Raw genomic sequence first — 25,848 nt, 5'->3', positions numbered from 1 at the left:
GTCGGCTCCGCCGCCCCCCTTGACGGCACCCCCAACCTCCCACATACTAACTACCTCATACGACCAGTATCCGGTACCGATCGTCCCGCCAGGCTGTCGCCAGCGCCGGCCCGATTGCGAGACCGTCCCGCACGGAAGCAAGGAGAACCCCGCCGTTGACTCCGGGAGTGCGCGCCACGGTGGACACCGATGCGGCGCCCACCGAGATCGGAGTCGACGCCTGCGTTGACGCGAACCACCGCGTGTCGCCCGCGGAGCTCGACGCGCCGTCGCAGGCGGCGGGTCCCGTGTCGGCACGCCGGCCGGTGATGCGAGCCCAGCTCGTCGGATTGCTCGACCGACCGGTGACTGCGGTGATCGACCGCGCCGACTCGTCGCTACAGACGCTGGGCCGTTTCATCGAGCTGACCGCCCAAGCGTTCTCGTTTTTGGTCCGTGACCTGATCCGGCTGCGCCATCCCTGGCGGGACACCATCAACCAGGCCTGGTTCATCGTCAGCGTCACCGCGATCCCGGCGTTGCTGGTCTCGATCCCGTTCGGCGTCATCGTCGCTGTCCAGGTGGGTAGCCTCATCCAGCAGGTCGGCGCCAGTTCCATCTCCGGCGCCGCCGGCGGGCTGGGCGTGATCCGGCAGGGCGCGCCGATGGTGGCCGCGCTGCTGCTCGGGGGCGCGGCGGGGTCGGCGGTGACCACCGACCTGGGCGCCCGCACCATCCGCGAGGAAGTCGCCGCACTGGAAGTGATGGGCATCCACCCGGTGCAGCGGCTGGTGACACCGCGGCTGGCTGCGATCGTTTTCGTGGCACCGGTGTTGTGCTTCTTCATCATCTTCATGGGGCTGAGCGCCGGCTACCTGATCAACGTCGGCTTTCAGTCCGGCACCCCGGGCAGCTACATCGCGTCGTTCGCGTCGTTCTCCAGCGTCACAGACGTCTTGGTGGCCCTGCTGAAAACCTGGCTGTTCGGGCTGGTGGTGATCCTGGTGGCCTGCCAGCGCGGACTGGAGGCCAGCGGCGGGGCCCGCGGTGTCGCCGACGCGGTCAACGCGGCCGTCGTCATCGGGGTGGTCGCGGTGTTTTTGATCAACGTGGTCGTCACCCAGCTGGTCACCATGTTCATGCCGACGAGGGTGGGCTGATGGCCACCCCGTCCCGGTACCTGCCGCACAGCCTGCCGGCCCCGCTCCGCCTCTCGTGGACGGTGGCCGCCGGCGGCGGCACCCTGCTCGAGCGGCTCGGACACCAGCTGAGTTTCTTCACCCAGGTGATCGGCTCGATACCGCGGACGATCATTCGCTACCGCCGACAGACCGGGCTGCAACTGGTGGACATGGTGTGGGGCAACGGCGCGCTGATCGTGGGTGGCGGCACCATCGGAGTGCTGGTGTTCCTCGGTGCCGCCGTCGGCGGGTCAGTGGGCATCGAGGGCTACTCGGCGCTGGACATGGTCGGGATGGGGCCGCTGACCGGCTTCATCTCCGCCTACGCCAACACTCGGGAGATGGCGCCGATGATCGCCGCGATCGGATTCGCGGCGCAGGCCGGCACCCGGATGACCGCCGAGATCGGTGCGATGCGCATCGGCGAGGAGATCGATGCCCTTGAGGCGCAAGCAATCCCGTCCATCCCGTTCGTGGTGACGACCCGGGTGCTGGCCGGGGCGATCACCATCATTCCGCTGTACCTGCTGACCCTGGTGTTGAGCTATTTGTCCTGCGCCGTCGTGGTCAACGTGGTGCACGGCCAGTCCTCGGGCACCTACTACCACTACTTCGACTCGTTCATCCAGCCGTCCGACGTGGCGTTCTCGCTGGTGAAGGCCGTCGTCTTCGTCACGTTAATCATCGCGATCCACGGCTATCAGGGCTATTACGCCGGTGGCGGACCGGAGGGGGTCGGCCAGGCCTCGGGCCGGGCGATCCGCGCCAGCCTGATCGCGATCGTGCTCAGCGACATGGTGTTGACGCTGCTGTTCTGGGGCGACAATCCGGGAATTCAGATCTCAGGGTAGCCATGCCACCATTACTCGTAATCGACGGCCGAGCCACCAGCCCACGGACCCTGCGGTTCAAGGGCCTGATCGTCGCGGTGGTGATCACCGTCGCGGCCGGGGTGCTCTACCAGATGGCGGTGGGGCGGTTCGACAACAAATTCCAGTTGACCGTCATCGCCGACACCATCGGGGAAGGGCTGGCACCCGGCGCCGAGGTGAAATTCCGCGGCCTGCCGATCGGGACCGTCAAATCACTGGAGTCGACCGGCTTCAACCAGCAACGGATGCAGGTGGAACTCGACCCCCGCCAGGCACATGTGTTGGCCACCGACACCCGCGCCCAGTTCACCTCATCGAACGTGTTCGGCAGCGCCGCGGTCGAATTGGTCAGCAGCGGTGACGGCGAAGCGCTGCGGCCCAACCAGACACTGGTGATGGAGGCCGGCGCCCAGGCCGCTTCCATCACCGGGTTGCTGCGCCAGGGCCAGAAGATCGGCAAGATCTTCGACTCGCCGGAGGCCGACCATATCCTGGCGGTGTTCAAACGCCACACCGACCTGACCGAGCCCGTCGCCCGATCGATCATCGACTTCGCCCGCATCCTGGCCGACTCGCAGACCGTGCCGTTCTCCGAGACACTGGCGGTGCTGGCCGGGTTGGTCGACGGCATCAACGACTTCGTCCCGCTGATCAGTCTGCTCAACGACCTGCTCGACGGGTTGGCATTCTTGAGCGAAGCCGACGGGCCGCAACGCACCACCCGGGTGCTCGGCGAGATCGGCAAACTGCTGAGCGGCGTCGGTGAGTTGATCGGCAAACATCTGCCCTGGCTGACCCCGGTGATCACCTCGATCATGAACCTGACGGTGCCGGGGGCATACCTGTTCGGCAGCCTGGCGCCGGCCTACGACCGGCTGTCAGGCCTGATCGACCGCACCAGTACGGCGTTTCCGTTCCAAAACGACCGGGTCCGCATGCAAATCGAACTCATCATGGACACCGCACCGGGTCTGGCCTCTGCGCTGCCGGAAACCTCGGGGGATGGCGGATGAGAAGTGTCTCCAAGGCCGTGCTGTGGCTGACGGTCTTCACCGCGGTCAGCGCGTTGTGCGCGGTGATCGTGCTCAACACCCTGCGCGACCCGGTCTCCGGTGCCGTCAGCCGCTACACCGCCACGTTCTCCGACGTGTCCGGGTTGTTCCCCGGCGACGATGTGCGCATCTCCGGGGTGCAGGTCGGCAAGGTCGATACGATCCGACTCGACGGCAGGCGGGCCCAGGTCGGCATCGCGGTACTCAAAGACCATGCGCTGTATGAGAACACCGACGCCGCGGTGCGATACCAGAACCTGCTCGGCCAACGGTATGTGGAGCTCGTCCAACCGGCGACACCGGGCCCCCGACTGGCGGAGAACAGCACCATCGGCCTTGAGCACACCATCCCGTCCTTTGATGTCACCAAACTGTTCAACGGCTTCCGGCCGATCTTCGAGACCCTCGATCCGGCCCAGTTCAATCAATTCGGCGAGAACCTGTTGCGGATCATCCAAGGCGACGAAACCGGGATCGGACCGTTCCTGCGGGACCTCGACAAGCTGTCCACCCTGGCCGTCGACCGGCAGAGCGTGCTGAAGGTGTTGATCGCCAACCTCGCCTCGGTCTCCCAGGACCTCGGCGGCAAATCCCACCAACTGTTCGCACTGATCACCGAACTCAATGAGGTATTGGGCAAATTCAACTCGAAGGCCGCCGAGTTCAACGAGTCCATCGACCGGGAACTGCCCACCTTCCGCAACGCCGTCAAACTCCTGCAGTACATCGAACGGATCTTTGACGGCACCACCACCCCGCTTTATGACCTGCTGGGCCGGATGTGGCCGCAAACCCCCACGATCGTCGCCGGCCTGTCGCTGGTGCCGTCCCTCATCCAGGGCATGCGGGACTCACTGGTCGATGACAAACCGGCCAGACCGGCGTTCGAATGCTCACACGGCGAGGTGAGCCTGCCGGGTATCGGGCAGGTCTCGTTCGTCCACCAGAATCTGGTGGTGTGCCAACCATGAGGCTGCGCAGGAGAACTCGAACCGGCCAACCGGAGCGGCACAGTGACCACGCGGTGGCCTACCGCAGTCGCCGTAACGGCATCATCGCGCTGGCCCTCATCGTGGCGGCGCTGGCGGTCACCGGCCTGGCCTACATCAACCCGCTGGGCAAACAGGGCTACACCGCGCACCTGAGCACCTCCGGGGGTGCCCGGCCCGGCGATGAGGTCCGCATCGCCGGGGTCAAGGTCGGCAAGGTCACCGGCGTCCGACTCGATGGGACCGAGGTCGCGATGACATTCGAGGTCCAACAGTCGGTGTTCATCGGTTCGGACTCCACCCTCGACGTCAAAATGCTAACCCCGCTCGGCGGGCACTACGTCGCGCTGGATCCCAAGGGAGACCGCCCATTGGGCCACGAGGCACTACCGGCCCGGCAGACCAGCACGCCGTTCGAGATCGCCGACATCATCCAGACCGCGGCGCCGATCATCGAAGAAGTCGACGGCACCGTCATCCACCGGACGTTCACCGAGGTCGCCAACGCGGCCAACCGCTATCCCGACTCGCTGCGGGACGTGCTGAACTCCGCGCACCTGCTGACCGAATCGTTGAGCCAGATGACCGGCGATTTCCGCCAGGGTCTGACGTTCACCAACAACACCTTGGAGGCGTTGGTCGGCAACCGCGACCAACTGGTGGCGGTTGCCGAGACCCTCGCCGGCCTCGGCCAGACCTACACCGCCAAGGCCGTCGACATCGTCGAGTACTTCACCGGTCTGAGCGAACTGGCCCGCATCGTGGATCGCCTGATGGTGTTCTACGGCCGCGAGGTCCGCCCCATCGTCAACGGAATCGATGACATCATCGACACCCTGGTCGCCCACCCGGACCGGCTCGGGAAGGCGGCGATCAACCTCGGCCAGATCCTGGAGATCGTCTGGCCGATGCTCAGCGGCAACGGCATCACCGTCGATGAGGGGAATTTTCTGGTGCCCGGACAAGACCTGTGCCTGCCTAACATCATGAAGCAGTGCTGAGATGACTCGCATCACAGGCATTTTCGTAGCCGCTGGGCGGCGGCTGGGGTCACGCGCCGCCACCGTGCTGACCGTGATGCTGGCGGCGGCTCTGGTGGCGGCCGCGGTGGCGGGCGCGCGGGTGGCGCTGCCCTATCTCAGCGACCACCGGACGCTGTGTGCAGAATTCGCCGACGCGGTCGGTCTGTATCCTGGAAACCTGGTGAAACTGCTCGGGATCGAGGTGGGCGAGGTCACCGCGGTCACCAACGAACCCGACCACGTCCGCATCGATTTCACCGTCGCCAACGACCTGGATCTGCCGGCCGACATCGGCGCGGTCACCTACTCTCAGTCAATCGTCACCGACCGGCACGTCGAACTCACCAAGCCCTACGACAGCGGACCCAAGTTTTCCGGCGAGCACTGCATCGGCCTGCAATCCACCAAGACCCCGATCGGCGTCAGCGAAACCTTCTCGGCGCTCGGTAAGCTCAGCGATGAGCTGCTCGCCACCGAGCCAGGGCAGGACCCCGGACAGGCCCCCGGGGTAAAGGCCCTCAACGACACTTTGTCCGCGGCCAGCCGGTCGCTCGCTGACACAGGCCCCATGCTCAACCAGACGCTGCGGGATCTGGCCACCATGCTCGGTGACCCGTATCGCGCCGACGCCGACTACCGTCGGCTGTTCGAGAACGCCCAGGTGCTCACGTCCGGTTGGCTCAACCACTGGGACACCTTCACCACGTTGGTGCAGACGCTGCCGGATACCACCGAGTTGATCACCGGACTCTCCGACAACTTCGCTTCGGCCTTGGAACATCTCAACCACCTGCTGCCGATCCTGCTGGAGGCGCTGGACCGGTACGCGCCACGCGTTTACCACAACATCAGCGGCAAACTGGTGCCCTGGATCAGGGACCTGCTGAACGCCTACACACCGCACATCGTCAGCTTCATCGGCACGCTGCCGCAGATGACGAACTGGCTGGCCGACATCTACGAGCCGGCCTGGGGGACCCACAACATCACCTACATCCCGCCGCGTGTCGCGATCTCGCCGTCGCAGGCCAGCGCCATCTGCAGCAACCTGCAGTCCCGCGGGGTTCCCGGCAGCGACAGTGCGTGCGCGCCGGGCACCGCGTCGGACCCGGTGACCCTGGGCTTGACCGACCTCATCATGGGGGCAGCACTTTCGCCATGACACGACTACCGAAACGCGCCTCCGCGCGGGCCGCGGGTGCACTGCTGGCCACCCTGCTCGTCGGGCTAGCCCCCGCCTGTTCGCTCGATCCCACCCGGCTGCCGGTGCCCGGAGCGTTTCAGCCGACCGACGAATACACCGTGGGGATCGAGTTCTCCAGCGTGCTGAACCTGCCGGCGCGCGCGAAGGTCGAATCGGGTGGGGTGCAGGTCGGGGTGCTCGACCGGGTGGAACTCATCGACAACACCGCGGTCGCCTTCGTGGACGTCTCCGGCGACATCGAACTGCCGCAGAACATCCGGGCGGAGCTGCGCCAAGCCACCATCCTCGGTGACATCTACATCGCCTTGTTCCCACCGGACGAGCCCGCCCCCACCCGGTTACGGGCCGGGGATGTGATCCCGCTGCAGAACACGGTGCCGGCCGACAACGTTGAGGATGCGCTGCGGTCGGCGTCGAACCTGGTCGCCGGCGGCGCGATCGGCACCCTGCAGCAGAGCGTGCTTGATCTCAACCGGGCCTTCCCGAAGGACTCCGGCGAGCTGGTCCGAGTCAAAGACAAGCTCAGCGGGGTCCTCACCGACCTGGCCACAAACCAGGACACCATCAACAGCATGTTGACCAGCATGGAGAACATCAGCAACAGCCTGACCTCCAACACCACCACCTTCGACCGGCTGGTCACCGAGGGACCGGCCAAACTCGAAGGGCTCTCCGCGGTGATCCTCAGCGTGGTCCAGCTCGTCGTCGACGCACGCGGGATCGGCGACTTCGGCGGTGAACTGCTCAACCCGTTGATGCCCGATCTGATGCAGATCCTGTCCTACATCTCCCCGCTGGTTGCGACCGTCAGCACCGCCGACACCACCATTCCGGTCGTTGCCGACAAGCTGGTCGGTCTGGTCCGCGACAAGCTGATCCCGTTCTTCGGCAACGGTGGACCGAAATACACCGTCTCCGACATTCATGCGCCCGACGGATCCTTCGGGATCAGCCCGAGCCCGTCGGCCGACGACCTGATCCGGGCGATGCAGACGATGGGGTTGATGCCATGAAATTCAATCCGGGCATCACATTGCTGATTTTGGTCACCATGGCGCTCGCCGGGTCCGGGTACATGGCGATCGGTGTGCTGGACCTCAAGCCGACCAAACCCCGCACCCGGGTGACGCTGATGCTGGACACCTCCGGGGGGCTGTTACAGACCTCGCAGGTGACGATGCGCGGGGTAGCGGTCGGCCGGGTCACCGGCATCCGGACCCGCCCCGACGGCCTGGCCGTGTCGATCGACCTGGACGCCGAACATCCGGTCCCGGCCGACAGCGCGATCACTGTGCAAAACCTCTCGGTGGCCGGCGAGCAGTTCATCGACTTCGCCCCCGCCGTCATCCCCCCGCCGTACCTGGCGGACGGGGTGGTGATCCCCGCCGACCGGGTGGCCCCGACGGTCACCGTCAGCGCCCTGCTGGCGAAACTGGAGGCGCTGTTCGCCGCACTCAACCCCGACGACCTGCACACGATCGTCAGCAATGTGGCGGCGTCGCTGACCGACAATGACGACACCCTCGACGCGCTGGCCACCACATCCCGGCTGTTCGCCGGGATGGTTCACGACGATCGCGAGCAGCTGGGCACCATGTTCGACAACCTGTCGACGCTGACCGCCGGGATGGACGCACTGAACGTCAAGGAGGCCTTCAACCGAACCGGGACCTCGCTGCCGTCGGCGGTCCCGGCGTTCGTGCGACTGATTCACTCCTTCGAAGAGATCTCCTACGTCGGTCAGGGTCTGGGCAGCGACCAGCCGGTCGCCGAGTTGGTCACCAAGATCGACCAGTACCTGGGGGATCTATCCGGCCCATTGGGTACGTTCGCGACGGTGCTGCAGCCGGTAACCGCACCGCTGCGCGACGTCAAGGTCGATTCCGGGCATTGGCTCGATTTCTGGGAGTCGACGTTCAACGACTCCGGCGGGCTGCGGGTGCACCTGTCGGTGCCGGAGTGGCACCAGCCGTGAGCGGTAAGGAAGCGCGCATGACAGGTAGGGTCAACGCGATGGAGGACACCGACCCCGGCGAGCCCGAAACCGGCACCACAGATGCTCCCGAGCCCTCCGAGACGACCCCGCAGACCACCGCGGCTCGGGATGCCGACGACGGGGCATCGGCCAAGTCCGATCCGGTCGAGCCCGACCCCGAAGACGGCGATGACGGCGACCCCGAAGCCCCCGAAGCGGACGCCGAAGACGACGCGTTCGGCAGTCGGTGGTGGCGTCGGCCCGCGATCGGCGCAGCGGCCCTGGTCGCGGTCGCGGTGCTCGCTGCTGCCGCGGTGGGCATCGTCAAATTCCGCGACACCGCCCACGAACTGACCCGCCTGCAGCAGAGCGAGGCCGACCGCAGCGCGGTGCTGGAGGTGGCTCGCGATTACGCGGAGCGCTCGCTGAACTACAGCTTCGAGAACCCCGACGAGTTCTTCGACGCGGTTGAAGAGAACGTGTCCCCGACGTTGAAACAGAAGTTCGTCGACGCCACCGAATTCCTCACCGGGGTGATGCGGCAGGCCCAAGTGTCCTCCACCGGTGAGGTGGTGGCCGCCGACGCGTCGGCGCACTCCGGTGACCTCTACGAGGTCGTCGTCTCGGCCTACCAGACCACCCGCAACCTGCAGAACCCGGAACCGCGGGTGTCGGTGATCCTGTTGCAGATCACCGTGAACCGGGCCGACGACGGGTGGCAGGTCTCCGATATCGGCCCGAAATCGGGCAGTCACACCGCCGAGGAGGGCGGCGCCGGGTTGCCCGATCTGGCCGGCGATCAGCCCGGCGGCTGAGCGTCCGAACCGGACCGCGGCCATCCGGTCCGACCGTCGCCCCTACCGGCGGGCGGCCGCGGTGAGCGCGGCCCGGCGGCGACGCTCCCGGACCGGATCGATCCACTCGTATTCGCCCGGTTTGATTCCCCGGGTTTCCAGCCAGTATCGCCAGGTGAAACCGGACCACAGCGTGCGGTTGTTGCCGTGCTCGTCCATGTACCAACTCTGGCAACCCCCGGTGTTCCACACCGACTGCCGTAGCTTGCGCTGCAGGTCGGTGTTGAACTTGTCCTGAGCCTCCCGCCGCGGGGCGATCGCCTCGACACCGACCCGGTCGGCCGATTTGATGGCCTCGGCGACGTAGTGGATCTGGGATTCGATCATGAACACCACCGAGGTGTGCCCCAGTCCGGTGTTGGGCCCCAACAGGAAGAAGGCGTTGGGCATCCCGGCCACGGTGATGCCGCGGTGGGCGGCGATCCCCTCCCGATCCCACCGGTCGCCGAGATCCTCCCCGTCGCGGCCCTTCATCGAGATGTAGCGGTAGGAGTCGGTGACGTGGAACCCGGTCGCGTAGATAATGACGTCCACCGGCCGCTCCCGACCGTCGACGGTGATGATCGCGTCCTCGGTCATCCGTTCGATGCCCTCGCTGATCAGTTCCGTCTTGGGGTTCTCGATCGCACCGTAGTACTCGTTGGAACCCAGCAGTCGCTTGCAGCCGGCACGGTAGTCGGGGGTCAGCTTGCGCCGCACCTCCGGATCGGAGATCTCCCGCCGGATATACGCCCTTCCGAGCACCTCAACGGCCTTGAGCAGGCCCGGTCGCCGGTTGAGCGCATAAGCCCCACCTTCGGCGCCCCAGTACAGACCGGAGCGGAACGCGGCGCGCAATCCGGGGATCCCGGAGAACGCGCGTTTGACGAACCTCGGGAAGGCGATGTTGTTGCGTGGTAGCACCCAGGCCGGCGTGCGTTGATACAGCTGCAACTCGCCGACGGTGCCGACGATCTCGGGCACCAATTGGATGGCGCTGGCGCCGGTGCCGATCACCGCGACCCGCTTTCCGGCCAGATCGACGTCATGGTTCCACTCGGCGGAATGGAAGGCCGCGCCGGCGAACTGATCGGCGCCCTCGATCTCGGGGATGCTCGGGATGTGCAGCGCACCGGCCCCGGAGATCAGGAACTGGGCGAGGTACTCCTGGCCCGACTCGGTGAACACATGCCACCGGAACTCCCCGTCGTCCCAGTAGGCCCGTTCCACTTTTGCGTTGAACACGATGTGCTCCCGCAGGGCGTACTTGTCGGTCACCCCGCGCAGGTAATCGAAGATCTCCGGCTGGTACGACCACAGGTGCTTCCAGTCCGGTTTGGGTTCGAAGGAGAACGAATACAGATGGGCGGGAACGTCGCAGGCACAGCCCGGGTAGGTGTTGTCCCGCCAGGTGCCGCCGATGTCGGCGGCCTTCTCCAGCACCACGAAGTCCACCCCCTGCCGCTGCAGGGCGATCGCCATGCCCAGGCCGGAGAACCCGGTGCCGATGATCACCGCGCGGGTCTCGACGGGCCGGGCGGCGGCGGGGTCGCGTCGGTCGGCGGCCTTTGCCGTCGGTGCTGCGGGGGTAGTCATGGCAGCGGTTCCGCCTCTCGTTGGGGTTGAAGGCCCGATCGGCGCCCGACTGGGCCTCGGGCGATAGGTTGACATTAATGCAGTACTGCAGGTACCCAATACTGGCTGTTTGGATAATTGCCGATAGTAACCGCCCGACGCGGGCTCCGGCAAGCCCCCGGGCCTCACCCGAAAAGACGATGACGCGCTACACTCAAACTTTGAGTACCTGATACCGTTCGTCTTAGTTTTTTTCGCACCTCTAGTTCGGGAGAGCCATGGGTTACACCTCCACACCGATCCGGCCGCCGGTCGCTGACACCGCTGTGCCGGCCTCGGACCGCACCGAGCGCCCACTCGGTGGAACTGAGACGATGTTCGCGATGTCGGGCACCGCCATCACCTACTACGCCCTGGCCGACGGGGCTCTGGACCCGTTGGTCATGCGCCGCGCTTTCGCTGCGCTCGCCGAACACAACCCGGTGCTGTGCGGATCGATCACGGTGGAGGGCGAGCAGTTCGTGCTGCGCCGGGGTCGCCCACGGCCGCTGCCGTTCTCGGTCGCTGCCGGCGATCCGGGGCAGTGGTTCGCCGGCTGGTCCCAGGCGGTGGACCAGACCAGGGACCTGGCCCGGCTGGATGTCGTCACCGACGACCACCGCACCGCGGTCGGCCTGACCGTGCACCATGCGATCGCCGACGGCCGGGCGGGCTTCGCGTTGTTGGGCGAGTTGTGGTCGGCCTACACCGAACTGCTGTCCGACCGACACCTCGACCGCGCAGTCCGGGCGTTTCCCCGGTCACTGGAGACGGCGATCCCCTCCGTCGCCGGGCAGCCGGCGGACCCTCCCGACCTCGCCGCGTTCACCGACCTCCCCAGGTCGCCGCTGACCGGGGCGGCGTCGGTGCAGGGCCAGTTCGCCATCGAACTCACCACGGCGCAGACCGCGGCGCTGCGCGACGACGCCCGATCCCAAGGGGTCAGCGTGCACGGCCTGCTCAGCGGAGCAACGTTGGCCGCCGAGCGCTCCCTCATCGAGGGCGACGGACCGGAACTGTTGCTCACCTCTTCGGCGGTTGACCTGCGTGCGAGCCTGCCGAAGCCGATGGCTCCGCTGGACGGGACCAACATCATCGCTGTCATTCCGGACGCCATCGTCGTCGACCCGAGCACCCCGCCGGCCGAAGTCGGGCGCGCGGTCGTCGACCGGATCAACGCCGAACGCACCAGCGCCACGGTCCTGTCCCGCAGTCTGCTCGCGCCGATCGACCTGAATCTGTTGTTGGCGGCCCCGCCGATGTCGTTCATCACCAACGTCGGTCGGGTGTCCGCAATGGCGACCCCGCCCGGCGTCGAGATCACCGACCTGCGGTTCGCCTTCCCCAACCAGGTCACCAAGAGCCTCACCTACGTGGTGACCGGATGGCAGGACCGCCTGCGCATCGATGTGCTGCACCCGCTGCTGGGGCTGCCACCGACCCGCGCCGAGGAGCTTCGCGCCGCGCTGGCCACACTGCTGGGCGCCGGCCCGACCGGCTCGGCTCAACCGCCGGTACAGGCCTGACGGCTGACCGTCAGCTGCTGGCGAGCCAGCTGCAGGTCATCGGCCAAACTCGCGTCGCGGTAGGGATTGGTGCCGTTGACGTGATCGGCTACCGTGCTGACCCGCAACCGCAGGTCGACCGCTGCCGGGCTGGTCAACCCGGACAGCAGACTCGCTGCGTTCTGGATGCGGCTGCCCGCGTTCGGCGGCATCGCCGAACCCAGCGACAGTAGGTCCAGCGCCTGCTCGATGCGATCGCCGGCCGGCAAGATGACGTCACATTCGGTGTCGCGCGCCCCGGCGACCGCCGCCGACGCCAAGCCGGTCGCCACCGCCATCGCCGAACCGACGACGATGCGCACCAGCACGGACCCTCGCCGTGCCCTACAGCCCATAGCCGACCCCGGTCATCCGCTCCGACTCCTCCCAAAGCCGGTGCCACAATTCCCGGTCCTGCGACAGCCGGCTCGATGGCGCGGAGCGCACCGGTCCGCGCGCATGCAGCAGGCCGGTGGGCCCCCAATAGCGGGTCGGATCGGCATCGGGCATGGTGGCCGCGAACAGCATCGACTGGGCCGCCTGCTCCGGTGGATGCCCGACCAGCCGGGCGCCCTGCTTGGCGACCCGGTCGAAAACCGTCTCAGTGCGGGTGAACAAGTCGGTCCCCGAGACGCCGGGGTGCACCGCATAGGACCGTTTGCTCGAGCCGGCGGCGGTCAACCGCCGCTGCAGTTCCCGGGCGAACATCAGGTTCGCCAGCTTCGACTGCGCGTAGGCCAGGTTGCGTTGATAGCGGCGGTTTTCGTAGTTGAGATCATCGATCCACAGTTTCGGTGTCTGCCGGTGCGCGATGCTCGCCAACGTCACCACCCGATCGCTGATCTTGTCCAGCAGCAGACCGGTCAAGGCGAAATGGCCGAGGTGATTCACCCCGAACTGCATCTCGAACCCGTCGCTGGTGCGCGCGAACGGGATGTTCATCAGACCGGCGTTGTTGATCAAGACATCGAATTTCTCCTGGTCCTCGGCGAACCGCCGAACCGAAGCCAGGTCCGCGAGATCCAACTCGGCGACCGTGACATCACCCGGTATGCGGGCGGCGACCTGCTGGGCTTTGCCACGATCACGGCAGGCCATCACCACCCGCGCACCGGCGCCGGCCAGCACCCGGCTGGCGACCTCGCCCAGCCCGCCGTTCGCGCCGGTCACCACCACGGTGCGGCCCTTCTGATCTGGCATCTGCCCCGGTTCCCACGCCATCGCCTTCACCTCATCATGTTTCGCGCCGCTCAGCCCTGGCGCCGATCAACACCACCGCCGACCGCGGCTATTGTTTGGTGGCCACCACGGTCTGCGCCACTCCTTCGACACGCTGAATGACATCGACGAAGCCGAGCTCACTGACGTAATCGGTGATCTCGGCGCGATCGAACCAACGCATCCCGGTCGCCACGCCCAGCACGGAACCGCTCAGGCCACCGCGAACACCGCCAGGGCGCAGCGTCGTCAACAACACGATACGGCCCCCCGGTTTGAGCACCCGCGCCATCTCGCTGATCGCCTGAAACGGACGGTTGATCAGATACAACGCCGCCAAGCAACTCACCGCGTCGGCGACCTCGTCGGCGAACGGCAGGTTCTCGGCATCGCCGCGCAGATAAGCGGTGGTAGGGCCGGAGTTGTCGGCTACCGCCCGCCGCAGCATCGGTTCGGACGCATCCACCCCGACCGCCAGTCCGCGGGTGACCCGCCCACCGAACCACCCGGTGAAATTTCCCGGACCGCACCCGATGTCAAGCACCGTCGAGTCGGCACGCAACCGCATCCAGTCGGCGACCTGCATCCGATCACCGTCGCGTCCGGGTGCCTTCAGGCCACTGGCCACCCGGAAGCCCAACGGGCGGAGCAGCTGATAGCCGGCGGAGTAGAACCTGGTGCGCATCAGCCGCTGGCTGACCGTGTGCACGGGCGGGGAACCGTCGATCAGGGTGTCCAGATACCCCCGATCCGCTACCTCTACCCGATCACGGTGCCGTCGATCCAGCAGCGCCACCAGCCGGTCATCGGCGGGAACCGGGGTAACCCCGGCCGTCACTCGCGGGCCTTGTCTGCGGTGGCCAGCACATAGTCGGAGTGCCGGGCCGCCAGCCGGAACCCCAACGGCGAGAACGCTTGCCGCAACAGCGGGTTGACGTGGTGCATGTCGGGATCGCGGAGACGTCGCCGCAGGAACCTGCCCAGCGGCGGATACACGTCATCGGTGATCGGCTGCACGTGGGCGTTGACGAAGCCGATGTCCCGCAACAGGTCACGGTATCCGCCGGTGTCGGCTGCCTGGCGCACCGCGGCCCGCGACGCCTTGCGCCACCCGCGCGCCGCCACTTCGGCTCGAGCCAGCGCCGTCAACGGGGCGCGCTTGGGGATGATGTCGGCGGTGACCAACCGGCCCCCCGGTTTGAGCACCCGCAGCGCCTCGGCGAAGAACTCGACCCGGGACGGGAAGTGAAATGCCGACTCCAGCGCCACCACCTTGGTGCAGGATTCGTCGTCGAACGGCAGGTCGGTCGCGGAGGCCTCGACGTAACTGATCCGTTTACCCAGCCGCGCTGCCTTCACCCGCCGGGTGGCGATGTCGATCTGTTCCGTCGCCAGGTTCACCCCGGTGATGCGCTTGGGTTTGAATTCCTTGATCCACAAGATGTCCTGATCGCCGTAGCCGGGGCCGCAGTCGACCACCAGATCGCTCGGCCCGAACTCCGCGGCTCGAGCCACCAGGCGCGCGAGTTCCCTGCTGGCCTCATCCAGGGTGTCCGGGTCGTTGGCCCAGTAACCGAAATTGATGAACAGCGACTCCTCGCCGAACAGGTTCTGCGGCCCGATGATGTCGTAAACCTGGCCGGTTCTCGGGCCCGAGGACGAGCTCAGCCCGACCTTGACCATCCGACCCCATTCGTCGGCCCAGCGGCGGATCCGCGCTCCAGACGATTCGTCGTGAAAGGGCTGCACGGTGGCGGTCATCACTCCCCGTTTCCAAGGGTTCGGCAAGCTACAGCAACTACTGTAACAATTGGTACGCGATACTTCTAGTATCGCTATCCGAGGCTGGTGGTTTTGGCGCCGTACCGCCCGAGGCCGGGGGCCAGTCGGCTCATCGCGTACTGCACGCGCGCCTCGACGGTCACCGGCACGACGGCCTTGTCGGCTCGGACCGCCTTGACGATCCGTTTTGCCACCTTCTCCGGGCCGTAATGGCGCAGCCTGTAGGCCCGGTCGACCTGGGCGAGCTTCTTGGCCGCCTCCTGCTCGGAGAAACCGGAGACCACCGTGGACCGCACGATGTTGGTGTGCACCACACCGGGACAGATCGTGCTCACCCCGACCCCGGAGGCCGCCAGTTCGGCGCGCAGACAGTCGGAGAACATGAACACCGCCGATTTGCTGGTGGCGTAGGCACTCAGCCCTTGCGCCGGGGTGTAGGCCGCCATGCTGGACAGGTTCACGATATGGCCGCCCAAGCCGCGCGCCGCCATCGCCGGACCGAAGGCACGGCAGCCGTACACGACGCCGTAGAGGTTGATGTCGAGGACCCGCTGGAAGTCCTCGGTCGGGGTGGCCAAAAATCGGCCGGCTTGGGCGATCCCGGCGTTGTTGATCAAGATGTCGGGGATCCCGTGCCGCCCCATCACCTCCGCGGCGTGCGCGGTGACCGCCGCCTCGTCGGCGACGTCCAGTTGGTAGGGGTGCGCGGCGCCGCCGGCCTCGGCGATCAGGGCGGCAGTCTCCTTGGCGGAGGCCAGGTTGACGTCGGAGAGCACCACCTCGGCACCCTCGCGGGCGAACGCGAGCGCGGTCTGTCGGCCGATTCCGCTTCCGGCCCCGGTGATCACCATCAGTTGATGCTCGAACGGCTTGAACGGCTTACCCATCTCGGCGCGGCGCAGCCCACGGGCCGGGGTACCGCCCCCGACCGCATCGATCAGTTCGGTCGTCGCGGTGGCCAGCAACTCCGGGTGCGAGAACGCCAGCCAGTGCCCACCACGCACCACCCGCCGCCACACCTGCGGCGCCCATTTCGGTTCGTCGTCGTAACAGGACTGGCGGACCGCCGGATCGCGGGTGCCGACAATCACCTGAACCGGGACCCGGGTGAACCGCTCCCGGCGTTTCACCAGTGTGCGCAGCGACATCACGGTGGCGCGGTAGATCCGCAATCCGTTGCCGATGTCCTGCTGGAAGGTCGGGCCGAGCAGAATCCGGTCTTCGCTGGCCCCTTCGCGCCGGGCCAGCTGCCTGCGCCACCGCTCCGGGTTGACCACCAGCCGCAGCGCCACCTTCGGCACCACCGGCACCATCAGGGCGAACATGTAGCTCAGCGAGCCCACCTGGGCCAGCACCAGCGCAAGGTTCTTCGGGGTGGGACGGCGTAACCGGCTGCGCGCCCACATCGCCAGGTGCGCCGTGCTCGGCCCGGAGACCGAGGTGAACGACGCCACCCGATGCTGGTTGGCGGCATCACACACCAACTCCCACATGGCGACACTGCCCCAGTCGTGGGCCAGGACGTGGACCGGCTTGTCCGGACTCACCGTGTCGATGACCGCCCGGTAATCCCCGGCCAGCGCCTCAAGCGCGAAGTCACGGTAGCTCTTCGGGTTCGTCGATCGCCCGTGGCCGCGGTTGTCGACGGTCACCACCCGGAACCGCTCGGCCAGCAGCGCCGCGACATTGCCCCACATGTGGTGGGAATCCGGCCACCCGTGCAACAACACCACAGTCTCGCCGTCGGGGTTGCCCTGCTCGTAGACGGCGATCTCGATGTCGCCGTTGCGCACGATCCGCTCGATCACCGGTGCGGCGCCGGCTTCGGTGTCAGACTGGGCAGTCGAGGCGATCGGTGCGGTTCCCATGTGACTCCATCGATTGTGCGCGAATTCAGTACGGACACCCGGTATCGTGTACCGATTGTCACAGGATGTCAATATCTCGGTCAACACCTACGGGGAGTGGCTCACGTGCCGAAATCGCGCCCAGCACCGCCCACAGCGGCATCGACCGGCCACCGGGTGCCGACGCCGCCGGCCCGGCGACACCTGCGGCGGCACCATGTGCTCACCACCGCCGTGCTCGCCCTCGCGCACCTGGGCGCTCCGGCCGCCGGTGCGGATGTCGCATCACCGCCGTGCCCAAGCACCGCGGTCATGCTCAATCCGGAGGCAACCGGGCCCCACACCGACTGCCGGACCGGTACCGGCGATCGGGCGAACCTGTCCCTCGACGTCAGTTATTGGTCGCTGGATTCTGGCGACCCGCCGCGGGCGGTCAAGGTTGTCGTCACCGACGGCGGCGGGGAGACGATCCAGACGATCAACGAAATGCTGGAGCCGTCGAGCCCCGGCCCGGTCGGGTTGCAGGATCTCGACGGCGACGGCCGCAACGAGGTGATCATCCCGATGGGGCGGTACTCCTCCAACGGCAGCCCGAACACCCGGTTCTCAGTGTGGCGGGCCGACGGCGACAGCAACCATTTCGAACGCACCCAGATGGTCGGCCAGGCGGTCTATCCCAGCGGAGACGGCTATGTCGTCAGCAATGCCGGGGCGCCGACCAGTCGCGATTTGACCTTCTATCTGCCGACCAGAGCCGGGTTCACCTTGGTCGTGGTGCTGACGATCGAGGCCGAACAGGTTGACCAGGAGACCGGGAGGGTGTTGACCGTGAGCTGCCGCGCCCACCAGGAAGACGGCCTGCACGCCGTCGGGATGGACGTCTACCAGGCCGAGGACGTGTTCTGCGCATCCCCGGCCGCCGATGCGATCTGGCCGGGGGCCCAACGGATCTCGATGCGGCCGTGGCCCCGCCCGGGGCAGTGACCGGTATCCGCCCGGGAGCCGGGCTTCGGGGTCAGATCTCGATGCCGAACCGGCCGGCCATCCCGCGTCCGAGGCGATATAAGGGTGCGCCGATGTCTTCGTAGCGAGGCCCGATCACCCGAGGGATCGCGTCGAAGACCCGTGCGTCGGGACCGATCAGCACTCGTGGCTTGTTCTTCTCCACGCCGCGCAAGATGATGCGCGCCGCGGAGTCCGCTCGGGTGATCGCGATCAGATCGAAGCCTTTGCGAATCTGCTCACGATCGGCATCCGCGGGGACCCCGCGAGCGTTGACCGCGATGTTGGTCTTGATCCCACCGGGGTGCACACAGGTAACCCCTACGGGGTACTTCGCCGCACGCAGTTCCTGACGCAACGCCTCCGTGAAACCGCGCACCGCGAACTTCGCGGAGTTATACGCGCTCTGCGATGGGATGCCCATCAGCCCGAACACCGAGGAGACGTTGATGACGTGCCCGTCCCCGGAGGCGATCAGGTGCGGCAGGAACGCCTTGGTCCCGTAGGTGACGCCCCAGAAGTTGATTCCCATCAACCACTCGAAGTCGTCCCATTCCATGTCGATGACGTCGGCCGACAGCGCCACGCCGGCATTGTTGAACACCAGGTTGACCCGCCCAAACCGGTCCATCACCTCGTCGGAGTGGGCGTAGACCGCAGTCCGGTCGGCGACATCGAGACCGAACGACACCGCCTGGACGCCCAGTTTTTCGCACCGCTCGGCGGTCTCGGCAACCGCGGCGGTGTCGATGTCGGAGAGCGCCAGACGGGCGCCGCGCTCGGCAAGTTTGACCGCCAGGCTGCGGCCGATGCCCGAGCCTGCGCCGGTGATTACGGCGACCTTGTCAGTGAAGTCTTTCATCGCTGGTGTGCCTTCCTCATCAGAAAATCGGATTAGTCACCGAAGCCGTAGCCGACCCCGGTCATCCGTTCGGATTCTTCCCACAGCCGCGCCCACAGTCGCCGGTCCCGCGACAGCCGACTCGACGGGCAAGGTTCGGCCGGCCCCCGGGTCTGCCGAAACTTCGCCGGCCCCCAGTAGCTGGTCGGATCGGCGTCGGGAATGGTGGCCGCCAGCAGCATGGAGTGCACCGCCTGTCGCGGTGGCTGCCCGACCAGCCGCGCGCCCTGCTTGGCGATCCGATCGAAGGCGGTCTCAGTCCGGGTGAACAGGTCGGTGCCCGACACGCCGGGATGCACCGCATAGGACCGTTTGCTCGATCCGGCGGCCGCCAGCCGTCGCTGCAGTTCCCGGGCGAACATCAGATTCGCCAACTTCGACTGGGCATAGGCCAGATTGCGCTGATACCAGCGGTGTTCGTAGTTGAGGTCATCGATCCACAGTTTGGGTGTCTGCCGGTGCGCGATGCTGGACACGGTGACGACCCGGTCGCTGATCTTGTCCAGCAGCAGACCTGTCAACGCGAAGTGCCCGAGGTGGTTCACCCCGAACTGGGTTTCGAAGCCGTCCCGGGTCCGCCGGAACGGCACATTCATCAAGCCGGCATTGTTGATCAGCACGTCGATTTTTCTTTGCCGGCCGGCGAATTCGCGCACCGAAGCCAGGTCGGCTAGATCCAGTGCCGCGACCCGTACTCGCCCCGGGCCGCCCACCGCGGCGGCCATCCGGTCGGCGACCCGTTGGGCCTTACCGACGTTGCGGCAGGCCATCACCACGGTGGCCCCCTTGCCGAGTAGGGCCGCCGTGGCGACCTCGCCGAGCCCGCCGTTGGCTCCGGTCACCACGAAGGTGCGCCCGTCCTGAGCGGGCATGTCGTCAGGATGAAACGGCCGTCGTGCGCTCATCCGGGACACCCTACCTCGCGGGCCGCCCCACCAATTGACAGAGTGATGCATCAGTCCGGATATTTGAGCGGTCGGGCGACACCCAGGGCAACCGCGATGGCCCGGCCGGTTCGCGCTGGCCACCAACCCCGAACATAATCCGACCGATACGTCAGTCCGTCGGAGGCTTGACCTTGGCGTTGCATCCGAGGCCCGGTATGGTGACCAGATGTTAGCGATACAAGCAGTATACGTTACTTATCGTTCGAGAAGGGGAGCCGAGTAATGGTCGACCAAGACACCGCTCAGCGGCCGCTGAGCGCCGCGGAGGGCGGCAGCTACCCCAAAGTCCGGCGGATCCGGTTCGGATTCGGCGAGGACGACTCATACGGCAAATACTTCGTCAACGACGACATCGTGTTCAGCCACTTCGTCGCAGGGTTGTCCGGAGCGTTCCCGCCCGGCGAAGAGTCGTTCATCCGGTCGGTGCGCCGGTTCGCCGACGACATCACCGATCCGGTGCTCAAGAAGCGGGTGGTCGGGTTCATCGGCCAAGAGGCCATGCACGGGCAGGAGCATCGCCGCCTCAACGAGAAACTGGTCGAGAAGGGCTACCCGATCGGGTGGTGGGATTCCGAGACGCTGAAAGACCGCCAGATTCGCGCCGAGATGCGCCTGCCGGCCCGGGTGCACCTGGCGATGACCGCGGCCGCCGAGCATTACACCGCGGTGCTGGCCGAACGAGTCCTGTCCAGCGACGAGATCCAGGGCATCCCCGGCGAACCGGAGTTCTGGAACCTGCTCAACTGGCACGTGTTGGAGGAACTCGAGCACAAATCGGTGGCCTTCGACGCCTACCGCGCGGTCGGCGGCACCGAGACCATGCGGATCGCGGTGATGGCGGCCCTGTACGTCTTGACGCTGCCGGTCAGCCTGCTGTCGTTGGCGGCCTCGTTGGCGCAGGACCCGATCGCGCGGCGGCAGCCGGTGCGGCTGATCCGGGAGGCCTACTCGCTGGTCCGGGGGCCGGTGTTCCGCGGCATCATGGGCGAGCTGGCGCGGTATCTGAAACCGGGCTTCCACCCCGATGACATCGACACCGACGCCTTGCTGGAGCGCTGGCAGGCGGAGCTTTTCGGCGCCGACGGCACCCTGGTCGATCACCTCAAGTGACCCCGGGAAACACCCCCCCTCGAAAGGAAACACCGATATGACCGCTCAACCCGTACCAGCCGGTGACGGCAGAGTGCCGGCCAGTGCATACCCGAAGGTGCGGCGGATCCGGTTCCCGTTCGGGAAGCCCGAGCCGATCAAGCGCCATTTCGTCGAAGACAACATCGTCATGAGCCATCTGGCCGCGCTGCTGTCCGGCGGATTCCCACCCGGTGAAGAGGGGTTCATCCGGTCGGTGCGCCGGTTCTCCGATCAGATCACCGACCCGGTGCTGAAGAAGCGGGTGGCGGCGTTCATCGGTCAGGAGGCGGTGCACGGCCAGGAACACCGTCACCTCAACGACCAACTGATCGAAAAGGGCTACCCGCTCGTGCGTTTCCTCACGTTCGGCCCGGACAGCAAACGGCAGAAGGCCTGGGAGCGTGGCCAGGATCTGTTGCCCGCCTCCGTGCATCTGGCGTTCACCGCTGCCGCCGAGCATTACACGGCCACGGTCGCCGAGCGGGTGTTCAGCGACGAGTTTCAAGCGATCCCGATGACCTCCGAGGTGCGTAACCTGCTGAATTGGCACGCGCTGGAGGAGTTGGAGCACAAGTCGGTGGCGTTCGACGTCTACCGCGCTGTGGGCGGACCGGAGTGGATCCGCATCGGGGTGATGGCCGTCCTGTACACCGTGATGTTCCCGTTCCTGATCGTTGCGGTGCTGCTGTCGATCGCGACCGACCCGAGCGGATGGCGTCCGATCCGCGTGCTGCGGGAGACCGTCGGGGTGTTCCGCGGGCCGCTGCTCAAGGGCCTGTTGCCGGACCTGCGCAAGTACATGCGGCGTGGTTTCCACCCCGACGACATGGACACGGCCGCCCTGTTGGACAAGTGGCAGCAGGAGCTCTTCGGTGAGCGGGGCGTTCTCGTCGACCATCTCAAGTAGCCACCATCACCGCCGCCCCCGAGGCGATGCGGCTGCGTTGGCAGCAGCTGTTCACTTCCTGAACATTAACTGGGAACATCCCGATACGCTGTTCTCGAACCGTCGTCCCGGACGGACCACCGAACCGCCTCACCGCGGACCGAGAGAGGAAGACATGATCCGATCACTGATCACCGGCACGGCGATCGCCGCCGGCCTGCTCCTGGGCACCGCCGGGGTGGCTGTCGCGGACGACGTGGTCGTCTACGACGGCGACACCGGGATTCCCTGGAGTTGGGGAACCAAGGCCGAGTGCATCTCGGATGGTCCCGACATGCATCTGGACAACGTCGGTGAGGACGAGGTGTACCAGTACTGGTATTGCCTGCAGCACGACGACGGTCTGTGGTACCTGCACAACTCCGACCAGCCGACCCACGAGGAGTAAAACCTCGGCACGTTCGAGCCCCGATGCGACGGCGCCCGCGACCATTTCGGTCGCGGGCGCCGTCCTCGTAGGCCGGGTTGCCGGATCCGCCATACGCACCGGATTCCCGCGCGGGCCGGGGCAACCGGGACCTGTCAGGTTCGCCAATCCCCCGCCCGCGACGACAGGCACAAGCTAAGGTGCCGTTCACCACGTCGGACGAATGACGAGTCAGTCAGATAACCACGGACCGGGCACGACAGGGGAAGAACGCCGCCGATGACAGCTGTTCCGCGCGCACGGTGCGCCGCGTCGGTCGCCGACGGCACCACCGCGAGGAGCGCTCCTTGACCGCCACCGGCGCCGGTGACCGCTCGGCCATCGGCGAGATCCTCACCTGGTTCCGCCGCTACCTCAACAACCACCCGTTCACGGCGCTGCACACCCTCGGCGGCCAGATGGTGATGGGCGTGCGCGCCGTCCAGTACCTGGTCATCGACCTGGTCACCCGGCGGTTCAAGCTCGGCGAGTTCATCGAACAGGCCGCGTTCATGGCCGGCACCGCGTTCGCGCCGACCGTTCTGGTCACCATCCCGATCGGTGTCACCCTGTCCATCCAGTTCTCCCTGCTGGCCGGGCAGGTGGGGGCCACCTCGCTGTCGGGTGCGGCGACCGGGCTGGTGGTGATCCGGCAGGGCGCCCCGCTGGTGGCCTCGCTGCTGCTGGCCACCGCGGTCGGCTCCGCGGTCTGCGCCGACCTGGGATCACGGACCATGCGTGAGGAGATCTCCGCCATGGAGGTCATGGGCGTCTCCCCGCTGCGGCGCATGGTGGTGCCCCGGCTGGCCGCGCTCGTCCTGGTCGGGGTGCTGCTGACCGGGGTCACCAGCTTCGTCGGCTACATCGCCGGCTACCTGTTCAACGTCTACCTGCAGGACGCCACACCGGGGTCGTTCATCTCCACCTTCGCCTCCTTCGCCACCGTCGGTGACCTCACGCTGGCTCTGGTCAAGGCCGTCGTCTTCGCCGTCATCGTGGCCACCATCGCCTGCCACAAGGGGCTGAACACCTCCGGTGGGCCCGCCGGGGTGGCTAACTCGGTCAACGCCGCCGTCGTCGAATCGGTGCTGCTGCTGATGATCGTCAACGTGGTGATGAGCCAGCTCTACGTCCTGGTCTTCCCGAGGCAGACACTGTGACCGCCGCGACCCCGAGCACCTACCAGCTGCCCGGCTACCGCTGGGCCAAACTCGCCGTCGCGGCCCTCGGCCGCTCGATCGGCAAGACCGGGCACATGGTGCACTTCTTCGGCCTGGTGATCGCCTCGCTGCCGGTGATGCTGCGCCACTACCGCCGGGAACTGCAGCGGCTGCTCTCCGACATCTCCTGGGGCAACGGCTCGATCGTCGTCGGCGGCGGCACCGTCAACGTCGCCGCGGTGCTGGGCATCACCGCCGGCGCACTGGTCGCCGTCGAGGGCTACAACGCGCTGAACCTGCTGGGTCTCGGCCCGGCGACCGGGCTGATCTCCTCGTTCGCCACCACCCGTGAGCTGGCCCCGATCATGATCGCGATGGCGTTCATCGCCCAGGCCGGCTGCCGGTTCACCGCACAGCTCGGCGCGATGCGCATCAACGAGGAGATCGACGCCATGGACGCCCTGGCGATCAACCCGGTCCCCTACCTGGTGGCCACCCGGGTGATCGCGTCGGTCATCGCGGTCATCCCGCTGTTTCTGACCTCTCTGGCGCTGGCGTATCTGGCCTGCCAGGCGGTCAGCATGACGGCCGGCCAATCCACCGGCTCCTACCTGCACTACTTCTCGCTGTTCATCAACAGCCGCGACGTCTTCTACGCGACGATCAAAGCGGTGGTGTTCGTCTTCATCTCCTCAACCATCCAGTGCTACTACGGCTTCTTCGCCAGCGGCGGCCCGGCCGGTGTCGGCGTGGCCGCCGGCCGCGCGATGCGCTCCAGCGTCACCGTGGTGATCATCGTGAACATGCTGCTGACGATGGCGCTGTGGGGCGTGGAGTCCGGCGCGAGGTTCGGTGGTTAGCTGTCGTGACCTGTGACGTTGTTGTCAGGCCGCGAGCCGGCTGATGGGTGGTTTCCCGCCGAGGGCGGAGTGGCCTCGTTGAGTGTTGTAGCGGCGAAGGAATCGGTCAAGGCCGCGTGTGCGCGAGTTGTTTGACGTCCAGGGCCGGGCGTAGGCCCATTCGTTAAGCAGAGTGCGGTTGAAGCGTTCTGCTTTGCCGTTGGTCCAGGGGCAGCCGGGTTTGATGAATCGTCGCTTGACCTGCCAGGCCGAGCAGACCCAGCTCCAGTTGGTGCCGTGCCGGTAGACCAGGGCGTTGTCGGTCAGCAGCCGTCGTACCTGGATTCCGTGGCTGGCGAACCAGACCAGGGCTCGGTGCAGGAACGCTGCGCAGGTGGCGTCTTTCTCGTCAGGGTGGACCTCGCTGTAGGCCAGGCGGCTGTGGTCGTCGATGGCGGTGTGGGTGTAGTCGTAGCCGATCTTGGTTTTCTTGTGCCGGTTGGCAACTGAGATCGCGGCGTCACGGCCGTGCAGCCGCCACCCACCGCCTTTCGGGATGCGGCCGAGCTTTTTGACATCGACATGGACCAACGACCCCGGGGCGCGGTGTTCGTAGCGGTTGGGGGTGCGCCGCGAGGAGCGCACCGGCTGCCCGGTGATCGGATCGATGGTGCTCAGGTGCGGTACCTGATGTCGTGCCAGGATCCGTCCAACCGTGGACGGGTTGAGCTTGAGCTCGGCGGCCAGGACCACGGCGCCGCGCTTGCGGCGGCGTCGGGCCGCCAGCACTTTCTGCTCGACCCGATCGCTGGTTTTCTGCGGCATCCGGTGTGGCCGCGAAGAACGGTCCACTAAGTGTCGGTTCCGGTCGAAAAGTGAGCAGGTGATTCCGGTCGAAAAGTGAGCACCCTTCGATTGGAGAGTGATCACTGTGGAGGATTGGGCCGAGATCCGCTGGTTGTATCGGTCGGAGAAGTTGTCGCAGGCTGCGATCGCGCGGGAGCTGGGACTGTCGCGAAACACCGTGGCCAAGGCGCTGCGCGCCGATGAGCCGCCGCGGTATGAGCGAGCGCCGGTGACGACGTCGGCGTGGGCGCAGATTGAGCCGGCGGTGCGAAATGTGCTGAGAAGTCATCCGAGGATGCCGGCGACGGTGATTGCTGAGCGGGTGCGCTGGGCCGGTGGGCATTCGTGGTTCAGCGAAAATGTGGCAAGGATTCGCCCGGAGTACGCGCCAACTGATCCGTGCGATCGGGACTGCTGCACGGATAGGTGACATCTGATCTGTGGTGCCGAGAGGGTGCCACTGGAAGGATGAGTCCCATGCCTAAGCCGTATCCCCGCGAGTTCCGTGATGATGTCGTCGCGGTGGCCCGCCGTCGTGAACCTGGAGTGACGATCAAG

24 protein-coding genes and 2 pseudogenes are annotated in these 25,848 nt (G+C 66.6%); 17 read left to right on the top strand and 9 right to left on the bottom strand.

From position 1 onward, the window contains the following. The first annotated feature begins 308 nt into the window (after positions 1-308). From AWC30_RS06220 to AWC30_RS06180, 9 genes are read left to right on the top strand one after another with little or no spacing between them, the layout of a single operon-like run. Positions 309-1,139: an MlaE family ABC transporter permease gene (locus tag AWC30_RS06220; RefSeq protein ID WP_109561957.1), complete on the top strand. Its 831-nt coding sequence runs from the start codon at positions 309-311 to the stop codon at positions 1,137-1,139. After that, on the top strand, positions 1,139-2,011 hold the full coding sequence (locus AWC30_RS06215; protein ID WP_085109331.1) for an MlaE family ABC transporter permease: 873 nt from the start codon (positions 1,139-1,141) through the stop codon (positions 2,009-2,011). The genes AWC30_RS06220 and AWC30_RS06215 overlap by 1 nt, the downstream gene beginning before the upstream one ends. A gap of 2 nt (positions 2,012-2,013) precedes the next feature. Further along, positions 2,014-3,045 (top strand): MlaD family protein, encoded by a 1,032-nt coding sequence (locus tag AWC30_RS06210; protein ID WP_085109330.1) that lies wholly within the window; start codon positions 2,014-2,016, stop codon positions 3,043-3,045. After that, on the top strand, positions 3,042-4,055 hold the full coding sequence (locus tag AWC30_RS06205; protein ID WP_085109329.1) for an MlaD family protein: 1,014 nt from the start codon (positions 3,042-3,044) through the stop codon (positions 4,053-4,055). The genes AWC30_RS06210 and AWC30_RS06205 overlap by 4 nt, the downstream gene beginning before the upstream one ends. A gap of 53 nt (positions 4,056-4,108) precedes the next feature. Continuing rightward, positions 4,109-5,074 carry an MlaD family protein gene (locus AWC30_RS06200; RefSeq protein ID WP_234807963.1) on the top strand — a complete coding sequence of 322 codons (966 nt, stop codon included), beginning with the start codon at positions 4,109-4,111 and terminating at the stop codon, positions 5,072-5,074. Position 5,075: 1 nt separating this feature from the next. Continuing rightward, positions 5,076-6,257, top strand: coding sequence for an MCE family protein (locus tag AWC30_RS06195; RefSeq protein WP_085109327.1), 1,182 nt, complete (start codon positions 5,076-5,078; stop codon positions 6,255-6,257). Next, positions 6,254-7,312 carry an MlaD family protein gene (locus tag AWC30_RS06190; RefSeq protein WP_085109326.1) on the top strand — a complete coding sequence of 353 codons (1,059 nt, stop codon included), beginning with the start codon at positions 6,254-6,256 and terminating at the stop codon, positions 7,310-7,312. Before AWC30_RS06195 ends, AWC30_RS06190 begins: the two co-directional genes overlap by 4 nt. Then, positions 7,309-8,274, top strand: coding sequence for an MlaD family protein (locus AWC30_RS06185; RefSeq protein WP_085109325.1), 966 nt, complete (start codon positions 7,309-7,311; stop codon positions 8,272-8,274). Before AWC30_RS06190 ends, AWC30_RS06185 begins: the two co-directional genes overlap by 4 nt. Before the next feature lie 17 nt (positions 8,275-8,291). Further along, positions 8,292-9,089 carry a hypothetical protein gene (locus AWC30_RS06180; RefSeq protein WP_133053663.1) on the top strand — a complete coding sequence of 266 codons (798 nt, stop codon included), beginning with the start codon at positions 8,292-8,294 and terminating at the stop codon, positions 9,087-9,089. Between the two features lie 42 nt (positions 9,090-9,131). On the opposite strand, the gene AWC30_RS06175 is transcribed toward AWC30_RS06180, so the two are convergent. After that, complete coding sequence (locus AWC30_RS06175; protein ID WP_085109323.1) at positions 9,132-10,703, bottom strand: flavin-containing monooxygenase; 1,572 nt, start codon at positions 10,701-10,703, stop codon at positions 9,132-9,134. 362 nt (positions 10,704-11,065) lie between these two features. On the opposite strand from AWC30_RS06175, the gene AWC30_RS06170 reads away from it, so the two are divergent. Next, positions 11,066-12,247: a phthiocerol/phthiodiolone dimycocerosyl transferase family protein gene (locus AWC30_RS06170; RefSeq protein ID WP_165756448.1), complete on the top strand. Its 1,182-nt coding sequence runs from the start codon at positions 11,066-11,068 to the stop codon at positions 12,245-12,247. Here the strand turns inward: AWC30_RS06170 and AWC30_RS06165 are convergent. From AWC30_RS06165 to AWC30_RS06145, 5 genes are all read right to left on the bottom strand, one after another. Beyond that, positions 12,226-12,594 carry a hypothetical protein gene (locus AWC30_RS06165; protein WP_085109321.1) on the bottom strand — a complete coding sequence of 123 codons (369 nt, stop codon included), beginning with the start codon at positions 12,592-12,594 and terminating at the stop codon, positions 12,226-12,228. The two genes, AWC30_RS06170 and AWC30_RS06165, sit on opposite strands and share 22 nt — an antisense overlap. A 16-nt stretch (positions 12,595-12,610) precedes the next feature. Then, complete coding sequence (locus tag AWC30_RS06160) at positions 12,611-13,486, bottom strand: oxidoreductase (protein ID WP_085109483.1); 876 nt, start codon at positions 13,484-13,486, stop codon at positions 12,611-12,613. A gap of 67 nt (positions 13,487-13,553) precedes the next feature. Beyond that, complete coding sequence (locus tag AWC30_RS06155) at positions 13,554-14,321, bottom strand: methyltransferase domain-containing protein (protein WP_085109320.1); 768 nt, start codon at positions 14,319-14,321, stop codon at positions 13,554-13,556. Further along, positions 14,318-15,244 carry an SAM-dependent methyltransferase gene (locus tag AWC30_RS06150; protein ID WP_085109319.1) on the bottom strand — a complete coding sequence of 309 codons (927 nt, stop codon included), beginning with the start codon at positions 15,242-15,244 and terminating at the stop codon, positions 14,318-14,320. Before AWC30_RS06150 ends, AWC30_RS06155 begins: the two co-directional genes overlap by 4 nt. Before the next feature lie 74 nt (positions 15,245-15,318). Further along, positions 15,319-17,133: an SDR family oxidoreductase gene (locus AWC30_RS06145; protein WP_085109318.1), complete on the bottom strand. Its 1,815-nt coding sequence runs from the start codon at positions 17,131-17,133 to the stop codon at positions 15,319-15,321. 291 nt (positions 17,134-17,424) lie between these two features. Here AWC30_RS06145 and AWC30_RS06140 point away from each other — a divergent pair, with 291 nt between their 5' ends. Then, positions 17,425-18,096 (top strand): hypothetical protein, encoded by a 672-nt coding sequence (locus AWC30_RS06140; RefSeq protein WP_234807962.1) that lies wholly within the window; start codon positions 17,425-17,427, stop codon positions 18,094-18,096. Positions 18,097-18,127: 31 nt separating this feature from the next. On the opposite strand, the gene AWC30_RS06135 is transcribed toward AWC30_RS06140, so the two are convergent. Both AWC30_RS06135 and AWC30_RS06130 read right to left on the bottom strand, forming a co-directional pair. After that, on the bottom strand, positions 18,128-18,976 hold the full coding sequence (locus AWC30_RS06135) for an SDR family NAD(P)-dependent oxidoreductase (protein ID WP_085109317.1): 849 nt from the start codon (positions 18,974-18,976) through the stop codon (positions 18,128-18,130). Between the two features lie 32 nt (positions 18,977-19,008). After that, entirely contained in the window at positions 19,009-19,920 is a 912-nt protein-coding gene (locus tag AWC30_RS06130; protein WP_085109316.1) for an oxidoreductase, read from the bottom strand. Positions 19,921-20,184: 264 nt separating this feature from the next. Between AWC30_RS06130 and AWC30_RS06125 the strand changes: the two genes are divergently transcribed. The 5 genes from AWC30_RS06125 (at position 20,185) to AWC30_RS06105 (ending at position 24,465) form a co-directional block, all read left to right on the top strand. After that, positions 20,185-21,072 (top strand): metal-dependent hydrolase, encoded by an 888-nt coding sequence (locus AWC30_RS06125; RefSeq protein ID WP_085109315.1) that lies wholly within the window; start codon positions 20,185-20,187, stop codon positions 21,070-21,072. Positions 21,073-21,109: 37 nt separating this feature from the next. Then, a complete protein-coding gene (locus tag AWC30_RS06120; RefSeq protein WP_085109314.1) occupies positions 21,110-22,000 on the top strand; it encodes a metal-dependent hydrolase in 891 nt (296 codons plus the stop codon). Positions 22,001-22,154: 154 nt separating this feature from the next. Beyond that, a complete protein-coding gene (locus AWC30_RS06115; RefSeq protein WP_085109313.1) occupies positions 22,155-22,427 on the top strand; it encodes a hypothetical protein in 273 nt (90 codons plus the stop codon). Between the two features lie 326 nt (positions 22,428-22,753). After that, entirely contained in the window at positions 22,754-23,605 is an 852-nt protein-coding gene (locus AWC30_RS06110) for an MlaE family ABC transporter permease (protein ID WP_234807961.1), read from the top strand. Positions 23,606-23,700: 95 nt separating this feature from the next. Then, positions 23,701-24,465 carry an ABC transporter permease gene (locus tag AWC30_RS06105; RefSeq protein WP_085109480.1) on the top strand — a complete coding sequence of 255 codons (765 nt, stop codon included), beginning with the start codon at positions 23,701-23,703 and terminating at the stop codon, positions 24,463-24,465. Between the two features lie 24 nt (positions 24,466-24,489). On the opposite strand, the pseudogene AWC30_RS06100 reads toward AWC30_RS06105, so the two are convergent. Further along, positions 24,490-25,299 (bottom strand): annotated as a pseudogene (locus AWC30_RS06100) (IS481 family transposase); the annotation flags it as partial. 76 nt (positions 25,300-25,375) lie between these two features. On the opposite strand from AWC30_RS06100, the pseudogene AWC30_RS06095 reads away from it, so the two are divergent. Then, a pseudogene (locus AWC30_RS06095) lies at positions 25,376-25,699 on the top strand (IS21-like element ISMyma9 family transposase); the annotation flags it as partial. Positions 25,700-25,848 lie beyond the last annotated feature (149 nt).

Origin of the sequence: Mycolicibacillus trivialis, assembly GCF_002102395.1 — a bacterium.
Taxonomy (GTDB): Bacteria; Actinomycetota; Actinomycetes; order Mycobacteriales; family Mycobacteriaceae; genus Mycobacterium; species Mycobacterium triviale.
The sequence above is the reverse complement of the archived record's forward strand: the minus strand, read 5'-3'. Positions and strand labels throughout refer to the sequence as shown.